Raw genomic sequence first — 13597 nt, forward strand, 5'->3', positions numbered from 1 at the left:
AGTCCATCACCTCCGCGTCGTCCAGCGCCGAGAGGTCGTCGAACATCACCCACTTGAAGCGCGCGGCGTAGGGCGCGGGCCGTGCCCGGCCGGTCTCGGTCAGCACCTCGAAGGCGATGTCGCTCACCTTCAGGGACAGGCTCGTGATCGCCCCGTCCGTGGCGGCGAACATCTTGCCGCCGACCACGTAGCAGCGGTCGTCGCCCCACTTGATGGAGAGTTCCGCGCCCGGCAGGGCCAGCGCCGCCTTGTCCAGCGCCGCGGGCGTCATCCCGGTCAGGCCTCGACGCCGAGACCGATCGGGCAGACCACGCCGGTGCCGCCGACGCCGCAGTAGCCGTTCGGGTTCTTGGCCAGGTATTGCTGGTGGTAGTCCTCGGCGAAGTAGAACTCGCCGCCCGGCCGGATCTCCGTGGTGATCCTGCCGAAGCCCTTGGCCCCCAGCGCATCCTGGTAGGCCAGCTTCGAAGCCTCCGCCGCGGCGGACTGCGCATCGTTCTGCGGGTAAATGCCCGAGCGGTACTGCGTGCCGATGTCGTTGCCCTGCCGCATGCCCTGGGTCGGATCGTGGCCCTCCCAGAACACCTTCAAGAGGTCGGCGTAGGTGACGACCTTGGGATCGTAGACCACCAGCACCGCCTCGGTATGGCCGGTGCGGCCGGAGCAGACCTCCTCATAGGTCGGGTTGGGCGTGAGGCCGGCGATGTAGCCCACCGCCGTCACCCAGACGCCGGGGACCTCCCAGAACTTGCGCTCCTCGCCCCAGAAGCAGCCCATGGCGAAGATCGCCGTCTCCATCCCGGCCGGATAGGGCCCCTTGAGCGGATGGCCGTTGACGAAGTGGGTCTGGGCCGTCGGGATCGGATGCGCGCGGCCCGGCAGGGCGTCGGCTTCCGTGGGCATTTCAAGGGTCTTGCGTCCGAACATGGGGCCTCCTCGCGGTCGCCCTCCAAGATAGCGATCCGCCGCCCGTTTTGCACCCGCCGACGCAGGTGACGTAGGGTCAATTCCGTGCCAGTCTCGATCCCAGGGACGTCGTTTGGGGAGAAGCTTCCATGCAACGCGCGTTGAAAGCCACGCTGATCGCCGGCGCGATGGCCCTGATGGCGGGCGGCGGGATCGCCTACGCCAGCGGCGGCGGAGGCGGCGGCATGCCGGCCGGCGGCGGCGCCGGTTCGATGCCGAGCGCGTCCGGGCCGATCTACGACCCGGCGGCGGAATACGCCAAGGCGATCGCCGCCCTGAAGGCCAGCAACTTCAAGGACGCCGCCCGCGCGGCCAGCCACGTCACGGAGGCCGTGCCGCAGAACCCCGACGGCTGGCGGCTGCTGGGCATGGCGCGGGCCGGGGACAACGACTGGAAGGCCTCGCGCCGCGCCTATGAAAAGGCGGTGAAGCTGACGCCGGACGATCCGATATCGCATGCGGGCCTGGCCATGGCCCTGGCCAACCTGAAGGACCCCAAGGCGCAGACCGAGGCCGACTGGCTGAAATCCAAGGTCCAGGCCTGCGGCGACAGTTGTCCCGACGCGGCCCGCCTGAAGGACCTGAACGCCCGGGTCGAAAGCGCCATGACCCCGCCGGCGGCCGGCGCGCCCAAGCCCAGCGCCATGCTCGACCGCTCGATCCTGTTCGGCGGCGCGAAGACCGGGGACGCCGCCTACGTCCAGGCCGTCAGCCTGATCAACGACAAGCGCTATGACCAAGCCCTGGCCTCGCTGGCCAAGGCGCAGGAGGCGTTCGGGCCGCACCCGGACATCCTGACCTACGAGGGCTACACCTGGCGCAAGAAGGGCGACTACGCCCGGGCCGAGACCTACTACCGGCAGGCGCTGGCCATCGCGCCCAACCACATCGGCGCCACCGAGTACTATGGCGAGCTGAAGGTGGCCAAGGGCGACATCGCCGGCGCCAGGCTGATGCTGGCGCGCCTGGACAAACTCTGCGCCTACGGTTGCGCCGACGCTGAGGAGCTGCGCCGTTGGATCGACGCCGGCGGCGACCCGCACGGGAACTGAGAGGCCTTCTTCTCGGCGGCGTTGTCCTGGCGGCGACGGCCGGCGCCGGCGCGCTGGCCGCCCTGGGCGACGCCCCGATCCGCGGCCTGCTGTGGGTGGCGAAGGGCGCCGATCCGCAACGCGCCCTGGGCTCGGTCCCGACGGAGTGCCTGAAGCGTCCCGCCGACCCGGCGCTCGCCGCCCGCATCGAGGTGGGCCGCGCGGCCTTCCGTACGCCGGTGCTGCTGGGCGGCCAGGCGGCGCGCGCGGGAATCAACTGCGAGACCTGCCACCGCGCCGGACGGTCCAACCCGGACTTCCTGTTCCCCGGCGTGTCCGGCGCGCCGGGCACGGCGGACGTCACCAGCTCGCTGTTCTCCACCCATCGCGGCAACGGGATCGACGATCCGAAGCCGATCCCCGACCTCTCGGGGCCCAAGTCGAAGCTGAAGGTCGCCCAGGACCCGGCGGAAAGGAAGCTGGAGCCGTTCATCCACGGCCTGGTCACCGAGGAGTTCGACGGGCCGGAGCCGACGCCCGCGACCCTGGACGGCCTGGCGGCCTATGTCCGCGCGCTCGACCCCGCGGCCTGTCCCGCCAGGGCGCGCGAGCCCCTGACCGTCGCCCTGCTGATGGCCGACGCGCGCCGCGCCCTCGCCGCGGCCCAGGCCCGCGCCGCCGCCGGCGACGAGCCCACCGCCATGCTGATGGTCGCCAGCGCCCGCAGTCGCCTGGGCCTGATCGACGAGCGCTACGCCGCCCCGGCCCTGGCCAAGCCGCGGGCCGACCTGCGCGCCGCCGACCGCGCCCTGGCCGACATCCAGGCCGCCCTGCACGACCGCCGGCCCGAGGCGGGCGCGGCGATCGCCGGCTGGCTGGCCGGCTCGCGCCGACTGGAGCGCGAACTCGCCGCCCGCCAGTCGGCCTCGCTGTTCGATCCCGCCCGACTGGCGCAAGCGGCCAAGCGCCGCTTGCCCGGCTAGTCCCCATTCTATATGACGCGCCTTCCGCCGGGAGGCCCGCCTCCACGGGCGTTTAAGGTGCGGTGGCCGAGTGGTTGAAGGCGCACGCTTGGAAAGCGTGTTTAGGTGAAAGCCTAACGTGGGTTCGAATCCCACTCGCACCGCCACTTCGGGCGGCGAAGTCGTCTCTGAAATCTCTGATCGAAGCTAACGGCTTGCCGAGCCTGGAATTCACGCAGCCGCCTGCGATGGACAGATTGATCAATCCAAATCCGCCACCTGGGTACAACGTTGTCTGAACACACCTATCAGCCCCAACGGCTCAGAGCGGCCAGCCCCTCATCAGCGATGATGTCGCCGCATTCATGGATAGCTGGAGGGAGCACAAGTCGAGAAGTTGCCATCATGTTCTTGACGCCGTTGTTTGACGGCCTAGCGTCCAGCGATGAGCCATCTCATCGACGCCTCAGCGTTCCCAACCGGCGACAACATCGACTACGAAAGTGAGGAGGAAATCCAGCTCCTCGCGAAGCTGACGGACAAGGCCTGGAGCTTCGTGCGAAGCTACCGCTGGACGCCGCCCATCGCCGATCTCGTTCTTGCCTTTGGCATCGCGCCAATGATCGGACTCTATCTGATGCGCTTCGCGCCCGGCGGCGATCCGCGTGACGCCGAGCGATGGGTGGTCGTGGGCGACTTGCCGTCGATGCACTTCGAGACGGACGATTCGCCCACCCCGGCCATCGCTCTTCGGCTCTACTGCGCCATCGCACAGGACTGGGCGGACAATGTCCTGGCGGGGCGAGATCTATCCGACAGCTACCCGATCCCAGTGGCGCCGACGCCGGAGCACGCAGAGATGCTGCTGAGCCGCGTCGAGAACATTCGAAAGAACTATATCCCGCTGGCTTAAGAGGGGAGACTTGTGGGCGCCTGACTGTCAGCACCGCCACACAACCCCACGCCCTGGGAACCCCGATGACTGAGACCCCGCGTGTCAGGCCCGAGCGACTGCTGGACTTCGCCGCGGCGGCCTTCGCCAAGGTCGGAATGCGGGCGGAGGACGCCCGGCTGACCGCCGACAGCCTCGTCCAGGCCGATCTCTGGGGGCACCAGTCGCACGGCGTCATGCGGGTCCCCTGGTATTGCGCCCGGCTGAAGTCCGGCGCGGTGGATGGCGCGGCCACGCCGGAGTTCGTCGTGGACGCGGGCGCCGTAGGGGTGATCGACGGCCGCGACGGCATGGGGCAGGTCGTGGCGGCGCATGCGGCGCGCGACGTCCTGCGACGCGCGAAGGCCCATGGAATCGGGGCCGTGGCGGTGCGCAATTCCAACCATTTTGGCACGGCGATGTACTTCACCCTGATGGCGCCCCCTGAGGGATGCATCATGTTCCTTTCCACCAACGCCAGCCCCGCCATGGCGCCCTGGGGCGGCCGCGAGAAGATGGTGGGCACCAATCCCTGGTCATGGGCGAGCCCCGCCGGCCGCTATCCGCCCATGGTGCTGGACATCGCCAACACCGGCGTGGCGCGCGGCAAGATCTATCTGGCCGGCCAGAACCGGGAGACCATTCCGGACGGCTGGGCGATCGACAGCGACGGCGAGCCGACCAACGACCCGGCGGCGGCGCTCGCCGGCAACATCCTGCCGATGGGGGCGCACAAGGGCTACGGCATCTCGGTGATCATGGACGTCCTCTCGGGCGTGCTGACGGGCAGCGCCTTCGGACCCGAGGTGGCTGGACCCTATCAGGCCGAGCGGCGCAGCGGCGCGGGGCATCTGCTGATCGCCCTGGACATCGCCGCCTTCGAGCCGCTCGCCGCCTTCGACAGCCGGATCGAGGCGCTGATCGAGGGCCTGAAGTCCGCGAAGCTGGCGAAGGGCTTCGACGAGGTGCTGTATCCCGGCGAGCTCGAGGCGAAGAACGCCGCCCGCCACGGCGCCGAGGGCCTGGCCCTCCCGGCCGACACCCTGCGTGATCTGGCCGAGGTCGCGCGGGAGCTGGAGATCGCAGACCCGTTCAGCCGGTGAGCGGCGACGAGCGACCGCCGTCGGGCTATAGACCGGCCATGCAAATCCTGACGCTGCCGGGCGATGGAATCGGCCCCGAGATCACCGAGGCGACCCTGGCCGTGCTATCGGCCGCGGACCGGGCTTTGGGCCTCGGCCTAAGCTTCGAACAACACGACATCGGCCTGGCCAGCCTGGCGGCGAGCGGCACGACCCTGCCCCAGGAGGTGACGCAGCGGATCCCGCAGGTCGACGGCGTGATTCTGGGGCCGGTCTCCCACTACGAATACCCGCCGCGGGCCGAGGGGGGGATCAATCCTTCCGCCGAGTTGCGGATGGCGTTCGACCTCTACGCCAATATCCGGCCCTGCCGGTCGCGGCCCGACCTGACTGTGCTGCGGACGCCGATGGACCTGGTCATCGTTCGCGAGAACACCGAGGGCTTCTATGCCGACCGCAGCATGTTCGCCGGTCCTGGCGAGTTCATGCCAGATCCCGACAGCGCCTTCGCGATCCGCAAGATCACCGCCAAGGCGTGCCGGCGGGTGGCCACGGCCGCCTTCGATCTGGCCCGCCGCCGGCGCCGCAAGGTCACGGCGGTTCACAAGGCCAATGTCCTGAAGCTCACCGACGGCCTCTTCCTGCGCGAGGTCCGCGCGATCGCCGCGGCCTATCCCGACGTGGCGCTGGAGGAACTGATCGTCGACGCCACGGCGGCCCTGCTGATCCGCAGCCCCGACCGGTTCGACGTCATCGTCACCACCAACATGTTCGGCGACATCCTCTCGGATGAGGCGTCCGAGCTGAGCGGCAGCCTGGGCCTGGGCGGCTCGATCAACGTCGGCGACGACATCTGCGTGGCCCAGGCGCAGCACGGCTCGGCGCCGGACATCGCCGGCAAGGACATCGCCAATCCGACATCGTTGATCCTGTCTGCCGCCATGCTGCTGGCCTGGCGGGGTCGGCGCGACGGGCGGCCGGACCTCGTGGAGGCGGCCCGGCGGATCGAGGCGGCCGTGGACGCGGTGCTCAGCCGGCCGGAACTGCGCTCGCGAGACCTCGGCGGATCCGCGGGGACGATGGCCTTCGCGGGCCACGTCTCCCACGGGCTCACCATCGCGGCCTGACCCGCAGATCAATCCGTCTGCGGTTCAAAGACCAGTATACGGGCTCCCAGCCCGCCGGCCGGGGGCGCCGCAAGGTAGAGGCGATCACGCGACACGTACCAGACTCCGGTACGCGCCCCGAGGGCGCTCGCGAACTTCCCCATGTCCTTGTAGTGATCCGCATCGATCTGCTGGAAGACGCTGACGAAGCCTTCTCCGCCGGCCACGTAGATGCGTTGGCGATCGCCGTCGTAGAAGATGTCGTCCATGTCGCCCGTGGACGGGAGGCTGGCGACGACGGCCCCGGTATCCATGTTGTAGACGGTCACGCGCGACGGCTTGCGCGTTCCGATGATCACCCGCCGCCGGGCCTCATCGAGCACCATCGGAAAATTGGCCGCGTGGCCAGGGGGCAGCTTCCATTCGCTCATCTTGCCGGTCTTGCGGTCAATGACCGCGATCAGCTTCTCGTCGGCGATGTTCACGAAGATGCGCGGCCCGTTCTTCTCGAGCTGGAAGCCTTCCGGATGTCCCTTGAACTTGAAGTCGGTTCCGACGCGCTCGTTCGTCGTGGCGTCGATGGCCGCGATGGCGCCTTCGCCATATCCCAGGTAGACCCGCTTTGCGGCGGCGTCGTAGCGCAGGTTGTCCGGATCGGAACCTGGCCCGAAATTGATCCGCTTGATGAGCGCGAAACTCGTGCCGTTGTAGATGTTCAGATTGCCGTCGGCGGAGTTGGCGACATAGAGGGTGTCGGTCTCGGGGACATAAAGCGAGCCTTGGGGCTGCGAGAGTCCGTCGATCTGCCGGATTTGCCGGCCGGCGAAGGCGTCGACCACCTGGACGCTGTCATTGCCGAGGCCCGAAAAGATCACCCGCTTGCGCTTCGGGTCGATCGTGAAGTGGTCCAGCCGGCCCTGCACGCCCGGAAGCGGGATTTCCTGGACGAGCCGCAGCGGCGGCGCCTCGCGCTCCTGCGCCAGAGCTGAGAAGCTCAGGGTCGCCAGAACGCTGCCCGTCAGAACGGTCGCAAGCAGCGAACGCGCCGGCGTTTTTGCTCGGACGATCATTCAGGTGTCTCCTTCAACTGGGATGTCGGACATCAGGGGGCGGTTTCGAACACGCGCAGCTCCGCGGCGCGGTCCCTGTCGCGCGGAACGGCGAGGAAGAGCTGCTTCCATTCGGGCACGAACAGTGAGGTTCGTGCGCCCGGGCCGGTCGGAATGCGCGCGATCCGGCGATAGTGGTCAGCGTCGATCTGCTGGGTGACGTCCAGGAAGCCCTCGCCGCCGGTGGTGTAGATCCGCCGGGTGGCCGCATCGAACGAGAGTCCGTCCAGGGTCGCCGCCGTGGGCACGCTGGCGACCGTCGCACCGGTGTCGCTGTTCAGGACGACGAGACTGGGCGGCGTGCGCACCCCCAGAAACAGCCGGTGGCCCTTCTCGTCGAGGGCGATCGCGACGTCCTTCTGGATGTCGGGGACGGTCCATGTCGCCAGCGGAGCATGGGTGTCGCGATCAAGCACGACCACCTGGCCCTTCTCGGGGACCAGAACGAACATCCGGACGCCGTTGCGTTCCGCCACGCTGCCCCCGGCGTGCGCGTCCGTCGTTAGGGCTGCCGCCTGCCGAAGGGTGGCCGCGTCGAAGACCGTCAGATCGCCGCGGTCCTTGCCGGCGTCGACGCCGCCCGAACCGACATAGATTTCATTCCGCCGCGGGTCGTAGCCGATCGCATCGGCTCCAAGCGAAACGGAAACTGTGCGCCCCGGGACTAGGGCGGCGCCGTCGAAGGTCTTGACCGCGCCGTCTCTTCCGCTGGCGACGAAGAGCCTGCGGATCGAGCCGAGAAAGAGAATCCCCTGGGGCTTTTGGAACCCGGCCAGACTGCGTGAGACAGCCCCGGCCTTCAGATCAACGACCTCGATCGTGTTTTTCTCGATAGCGGCGAGGAAGATACGCCGGCCCTTGATGTCGACCGCCAGGTGATCGATGCGACCGGGCAGGTCCGGCAGCGGGATGGTTCGGACCAGCCGCAGCGGCTCGGACGTCGCAGCCCCCGCGGCGGGGGCCAATGCGGCGCGCCCCTGCGCCGCCAATGCCGACGCCGACAGCAGTCCGGTGAACAGCGCGACGGCCCCTCCAACCCAGCCGGCGATCATGCACCGGCGCGAGCGCTGCGGCCTCCGCGCCTGCTTACGAAGCCATTCCATGGTCCCGCCTTGGCTGGTTCTGCCTTGCAGACCGGGTGTCATTGTTGGCTGGCGGGCGTCCGCGCGAAGCTCGAACGCCCGCCATCGCCTGAGGGATTGGACTAGAACTTCGCCTTCAGGGTCACGTAGTAGGCGCGGCCGATGATGTCGTAGGTGGCCGTGTCCGTGGTCAGCGGCTGGCCGCTGACGAACGGGGGCGCCTTGTCGCCGATGTTGGTGATCCCCGCCGAGAGGACCAGCCCCTCGCGGACGAGCCAGTGAACATCGGCGTCAAAGTAGCTGTAGGACGGCACGCCCGGCGTCGTCGCGGTCGGGTTGGCCACCAGGTCCTGGTGGATCATCTTGTCGATGAAACGCCAGTGCAGGGCGGCCGAGACCGGACCGACGGTGTAGCCGACGGTGGTGTTCGCCTTCCACTTCGGGTGGGCGATTTCCGGGCTGACGGAGGCGTTGCCGATGCTGCCGGCGTAGTCGAGGACCGGCGAGCCAGGCAGGGACGCTGCCTTGTACGAGTTGGTGTAGGTGATCACCGAGCTGACCCGGATCCTGCCGGCGCTTTCGGAGAGGCCGACCGAATCGAGGCCGAAGTTCCAGTCGAACTGGGTGTCCACGCCGTCGGTGCTGTAGGTCGCCAGGTTCAACAGCCCTTCGCGTCCGAGCGTGATGTCGCCGGTGTTCGTGTCGCGAGTGATCTGCTGGCAATAGATATTGTTGAGCGAGTATCCAGGGTTGCTGACGCCGTCCGAGTTGAAGCAGCGAGGCAGGATGCTGGTCAGCGCCAGCGTACCCACGGCGTTCTCGATCTTGATGTTCCAGTAGTCGATCGACAGCTGCAGATTCCGCAGCAGCGGATTGTCGAACTTCGGGCTCCAGACCCCCCCGATCGAATAGGTCTTGGCGGTCTCCGGGGTCAGGTTCGGATTGCCGCCGGATGTTCCGTGCACGGAGTCCACGCCGTAGGTGTAGGTCGGCAGGAGCGCAGCGGGGACGCCCTGAGCCTGGCAGAGCGCGACCACCTTGGAGGCGTTCGGGCCGGTCCGGAACGAACTGCCCACCGAGCAGGGGTCGCCGGCGTTGGGCAGGGTGCCGATGGCCAGGGCCCCGGTAATCGTCGGCGCGAAGAGTTCGCCGACGCTGGGTGCGCGCAGCGCGGTCGAATAGCCGCCGCGCATCCGCAAGCTGGAGATCGGCTTCCAGCTCACGTCGACCTTGTAGGTATTGGACCCCCCGAACAGATTATAGTCGGACCGGCGATAGCCCAGGTCCAGCGACAGATCCTCGACGAGAGGCAGGTCCTTCAGGAGCGGGACCAGCAGTTCGCCGAACACCTCTTTGACAGTCTGCGAGCCGGAGGTCGGCACCGCGGTGGGGTAGGACGGGGTGTCGTTGGCGATGAGCCCATGGTCGGGCCGATAGTCGAAGCTGGTGGAGCGGTAGTCCGCGCCCAGGGCGAAGCGAAGCTCACCGGCAGGAAGGTCGTAGAGCTTACCCTGGATCGTCGCCTCGATGTCCTTCTGGGTGATGGTGTTGGTGTTGTGGTTCTCGCGGGTCGCATACTGCAGGCAACCCGGGCTCAGCGGGTTGTTGCCCAGCGGGTTCCAGGCGAAACCGATGCAGGTCCCTTTCGAGCCGGTGAAGTTGGCCGTGCCGTTCAGGATGGTGGCGACGGCGGCCGTGCTGGTGTCGTTGGCCTGGGTGTTGTCGTAGTTGTCGCGGCCCATGCTGGCGTAGACGTCCCAGGTGAGGCCGGTGCCCGGGATGTCGCCCTTCAGCCCGCCCAGGAACTGATAGACGTCATACTTGAACGTCTGGATCCGGTTGCCGCTCATGCTGAGCAGCTTGACCAGGGGCAGCGGCTGGGTCGTGGCTGCGCTGGGCGTGCGCGAGGCCAGGATCGATTGCAGGGCTGCGTTGCCGGTCACGAAGGGGTTGTTGAGCGGCACGAAGAAGAACTTGCCCGAGGCGGTCGAGCCGCCGGCGGTCTCGTCACGGGCCGTGGACTCCATGAAGGAGAACTGGCTGTAGGCGGTGATGTGATCGGTTATCGCGTAGTCGCCGCGCCCTAGGAAATTGTACTTGGTGAGCGGCACCTGGATGGCGAAGTACTGGCCAAGCGCGACCTGCACCTGGCGGCAGTTGGCGCTGATATTCACGCCGGGGATCGAGCCCAGACCACGATAGTTCTGCACGCAGTTGGAGCCCGCCAGATCGGTGAAGATCGTGCCGTCGGTGTTCACCCCGATCGCGCCGTTGTAGGGGCCTGTGCCCGCGATGGGCGTGGTCCCCGGGTAGGTGGCGAGGACCGCGTTCACCGCCGCTATGCTCGGCGGCGACCCGAAGGTTCCGGCGGGAATGATGCCCTCGGGCGGCCGCGCCAGCTGGCGGATGTTGGCGAAGAACGGACGCGAGGCGCCCGAGACCGCGGCGCGCTCGGAATATTCCGCGGCCAACACGGCGTTGCCGCGGCCGTCCGCGAAATTGCCGCCGACGATGGCGCTGAACTGGTTGGTTGCGCCGTCGCCCCTGGTCGTCTCTCCGTGCGTCGCGCTGAATTCGACCCCGCTGAAGTGGCGGCGGAGCTTGAAATTGATGACGCCGGCGATGGCGTCCGAGCCATAGGTCGCCGAGGCGCCCCCGGTGATGACCTCGACGTTCTCGATCATCGACATGGGGATGGTGTTCAGGTCGATGGAGCCGTCCGGGTTGGACGACTGCATCCGTCGCCCGTCGAGCAGCACCAGGGTGCGATTGGGGCCCAGCCCGCGAAGGTCGCCGTAGGCCTGGCCACCCGCGAAGCCGCCCCCGCCCTGGACGTCACCGACCTCGGCTCGTCCCTGGGCCGCGGCGAACTGCGGCATCTGTCCCACGGCGGTATCGAGAGCGGGCTGCCCGGCGGCGAGCAGGGCGGCGCTATCGATCGTGGAGATCGGGCTGTCGGACTGGAAGTCGCGCCGCGCGATCAGCGAGCCGGTGACCACCACCTCGGCGACCTCCGAGGCCGGGGGCGGGGAGGCCGCCGGGGGCGCGGGCGGCGGGGGCGGCGGGGCCGCGACGGGATCGCTCTGAAGACTGACCCGCTGCGGGGCGGCGGCGCCCAGGATGATCACGCCCGCGCTGGTCCGCGTCACGGAAAGGCCGGTCGCCGCCAGCAGGCGGTGCAGCGCGTCAGCGGCGGTGAACGAGCCTGTGAGCGGCTCGCTCCGGCGGCCTTGCACCAGGGTTGGGTCGAAGGCCATTTGCTGGCGAGTGACCTTGGCGTACGCGCGAAGCGCTCCGCCCAGGTCCTGGGCGGGGATGTTGAAACTGTAGGTGGCTTCCTGAGCATAGGCGGCCGGCGGCGTCGTGAACGAAGCGAAGGCGCCGGCAGCAACGCCGGCAAGCGCAAGTCCGCGCGTGGTGAAGCGCATTGAGTATCCTCCCCGGTTCCCTGGCGTCGGTCTTTGCCGGACGCTCTGCTGATTAAGACGCGCGGACCCTGGAAGTGCGTAAAAGTCTGTCAGCTGGCGGAAGAAGCGAGGACGAATTGGCGATGGGCGCCACGCTGGATCGCCCGCACCGGGAAGGCCGCCGAAACGCCTTCCAGGAAGGCCTGGACATCGCCGGCCGTGAAGACGCCGGTCACACGGACCTGGCCCGCCGCGGCGTCGCCGATCTCGAGCTTCTCTTTGGAATAGCGGTTTACGCGCTCGACTGCGCTGGACAGGGGCTCGTCGACGAACACGAGTTGCCCGGCCTCCCAGGACAGGTCGCGCGACAGGTCGGTCGGGGCGACGCTGGCCTCGTCCGAGGTTTCGGCGACGACGAGTTCGCGGCCGGGCGCCAGGCCCTGGTCCGCGGGGGCATTGCTCGACCCCAGCCGCAGCGGGCGCCCCGCCTCGCCTCCGCGCTTGCCGTCGAGAACCGCGACGTGGCCTTCATAGAGGATGACGTGGACCTTGCGCTGCAACAACTCGATGCTGAATTCCGTGCCCGTCGCCACCACCACCTTTTGCCCCGCGACCACGGAAAAGGGCCGCATCGGATCCTTGGCCACGTCAAACTTGGCGCGCCCCCGGATGAGCTCAAGGTCGCGGCGGTTCGCGCTGTAGCGCACGCGGACGATGGTGGCGGCGTCGAGCGAGATCTTCGAGCCGTCCTTCAGCACCGCAACCCGGCGTTCCGCAACGCCGGTCCGGTAGACCGTGGGCGCGCTCACCCAGATCCATAGGCCGGCGGAGGCGACCAGAAGCACGGCCGCAGCGGCGACCGCCCACCGCGGGCTCAGGAATGCGAAGCGCCGCCGGGCGCCCGACTGGCGCAGGGCGTCCATCCGCAGACGCAGGAATTCCGGCGCGGACTCCGCCCCGGCGAACTCGCGCCACGTGGATGCCGCCTCTTCGAACGCTTCCGCGTGGGCGGCGTCTTCTGCGAGCCAGGCGTCGAACTCGGCCTGCTGCGCCGGCGTGAGCCACCCATCCGCGAGGCGAACGCACCACAGGGCCGCCGTCTCCGACAGGCCGATGATCGGATCGTCGACGGGCGAGCGGCTCATTGACCGTCCTCGTACGTCAACATGAGCCGGGCCATCACGAAGGCGATCTGTTTCTCGACTGTTGAGACCGAGCAGTTGAACGCCTCGGCGATCGTGCGCTTGTTCATTCCCTCGACCCGGTAGAGCACGAATATCGCCCGCGATCGCTCTGGCAACAGCCTGAGCCGCTCCGCCAGCGCCGCCAGCGAACGGCGCCCTTCGCTCACGCGGTCCGGATCCAGCGGGTCGACGCCGAACCCGGTCATCGCGAGCTGTTCGCTCGCGTGCAGGCGACGAACCTTGTTGCGGCGCGCCCGGTCGGCCAGAAGATTCGCCGCCACGCGAAAGATGTAGGCGTCCGCAGACTTGAAGTCCCTGGCCGCGAGCGTCGTCAAGCGCATGAAGACGTCCTGGGTGAGATCTTCGGCCTCCGCATGGCTGCGCACCCGCCGAAGGAAATAGCTCATCAGCGCAGGCCGGTAGCGGCGCGCGAGTTGGGCCAGGTCCGGTTCAGCCGCGGCGGTCAACAACAAAACTCCGAGACGGGTCTCACTACATAATAAGACGCATTCAACGCCGAATCTTGCAGCTTGCACGTTTCGCTGGCCCGTCCGGCGGCGCCGATGCGCGCGCGAGAGGCGCCCGCGGCGGCGGCCACGGCGTTGTCAGCCCAAGGTTGAAGATCAGCTAACCGACGCGTCGGGTGAGTGGCGAGGACGAGCTGGGCTGAGTCCCGGGACTTCAAGCTGCGTCTTCCGCGCCCGTCGGCGGATCGGAAGATGGGCGTTTTCCGCCTT

12 protein-coding genes and 1 tRNA gene are annotated in these 13597 nt (G+C 68.3%); 6 read left to right on the top strand and 7 right to left on the bottom strand.

Annotated elements, in window-relative coordinates; translation table 11 throughout:
• Together VNW53_RS00025 and msrA are read right to left on the bottom strand one after the other, a co-directional pair.
• Nucleotides 1-271, bottom strand: a 271-nt coding sequence (locus tag VNW53_RS00025) for an MmcQ/YjbR family DNA-binding protein (RefSeq protein WP_325552709.1), incomplete at its 3' end; no start/stop codon positions are given.
• A 5-nt stretch (nucleotides 272-276) separates the two neighbouring features.
• Nucleotides 277-927, bottom strand: coding sequence for a peptide-methionine (S)-S-oxide reductase MsrA (gene msrA / locus VNW53_RS00030; protein ID WP_325552711.1), 651 nt, complete (start codon nucleotides 925-927; stop codon nucleotides 277-279).
• A gap of 128 nt (nucleotides 928-1055) precedes the next feature.
• On the opposite strand from msrA, the gene VNW53_RS00035 reads away from it, so the two are divergent.
• The 6 genes from VNW53_RS00035 (at nucleotide 1056) to VNW53_RS00060 (ending at nucleotide 6099) form a co-directional block, all read left to right on the top strand.
• Entirely contained in the window at nucleotides 1056-2018 is a 963-nt protein-coding gene (locus tag VNW53_RS00035; protein WP_325552712.1) for a tetratricopeptide repeat protein, read from the top strand.
• Nucleotides 1982-2980 (top strand): hypothetical protein, encoded by a 999-nt coding sequence (locus tag VNW53_RS00040; protein ID WP_325552713.1) that lies wholly within the window; start codon nucleotides 1982-1984, stop codon nucleotides 2978-2980. The genes VNW53_RS00035 and VNW53_RS00040 overlap by 37 nt, the downstream gene beginning before the upstream one ends.
• A 56-nt stretch (nucleotides 2981-3036) precedes the next feature.
• Nucleotides 3037-3126: transfer RNA gene (locus VNW53_RS00045), tRNA-Ser, on the top strand.
• A 278-nt stretch (nucleotides 3127-3404) separates the two neighbouring features.
• Complete coding sequence (locus VNW53_RS00050; protein WP_325552715.1) at nucleotides 3405-3872, top strand: DUF4826 family protein; 468 nt, start codon at nucleotides 3405-3407, stop codon at nucleotides 3870-3872.
• A gap of 65 nt (nucleotides 3873-3937) precedes the next feature.
• Nucleotides 3938-4993 (top strand): Ldh family oxidoreductase, encoded by a 1056-nt coding sequence (locus VNW53_RS00055; protein ID WP_325552717.1) that lies wholly within the window; start codon nucleotides 3938-3940, stop codon nucleotides 4991-4993.
• A gap of 38 nt (nucleotides 4994-5031) precedes the next feature.
• Nucleotides 5032-6099 carry an isocitrate/isopropylmalate dehydrogenase family protein gene (locus tag VNW53_RS00060; protein WP_325552719.1) on the top strand — a complete coding sequence of 356 codons (1068 nt, stop codon included), beginning with the start codon at nucleotides 5032-5034 and terminating at the stop codon, nucleotides 6097-6099.
• 8 nt (nucleotides 6100-6107) lie between these two features.
• Here VNW53_RS00060 and VNW53_RS00065 read toward each other — a convergent pair whose 3' ends face one another.
• The 5 genes from VNW53_RS00065 to VNW53_RS00085 form a co-directional block, all read right to left on the bottom strand.
• Nucleotides 6108-7148 (bottom strand): YncE family protein, encoded by a 1041-nt coding sequence (locus tag VNW53_RS00065; protein ID WP_325552721.1) that lies wholly within the window; start codon nucleotides 7146-7148, stop codon nucleotides 6108-6110.
• A gap of 32 nt (nucleotides 7149-7180) precedes the next feature.
• Nucleotides 7181-8239 (bottom strand): YncE family protein, encoded by a 1059-nt coding sequence (locus VNW53_RS00070; RefSeq protein WP_325552723.1) that lies wholly within the window; start codon nucleotides 8237-8239, stop codon nucleotides 7181-7183.
• Between the two features lie 152 nt (nucleotides 8240-8391).
• Entirely contained in the window at nucleotides 8392-11697 is a 3306-nt protein-coding gene (locus VNW53_RS00075; RefSeq protein WP_325552724.1) for a TonB-dependent receptor, read from the bottom strand.
• 89 nt (nucleotides 11698-11786) lie between these two features.
• A complete protein-coding gene (locus VNW53_RS00080) occupies nucleotides 11787-12821 on the bottom strand; it encodes a FecR family protein (protein ID WP_325552726.1) in 1035 nt (344 codons plus the stop codon).
• Nucleotides 12818-13327, bottom strand: coding sequence for a sigma-70 family RNA polymerase sigma factor (locus VNW53_RS00085; RefSeq protein ID WP_325552728.1), 510 nt, complete (start codon nucleotides 13325-13327; stop codon nucleotides 12818-12820). Before VNW53_RS00085 ends, VNW53_RS00080 begins: the two co-directional genes overlap by 4 nt.
• Nucleotides 13328-13597 lie beyond the last annotated feature (270 nt).

This window comes from Phenylobacterium sp. (assembly GCF_035569475.1).
Taxonomy (GTDB): domain Bacteria; phylum Pseudomonadota; class Alphaproteobacteria; order Caulobacterales; family Caulobacteraceae; genus Phenylobacterium.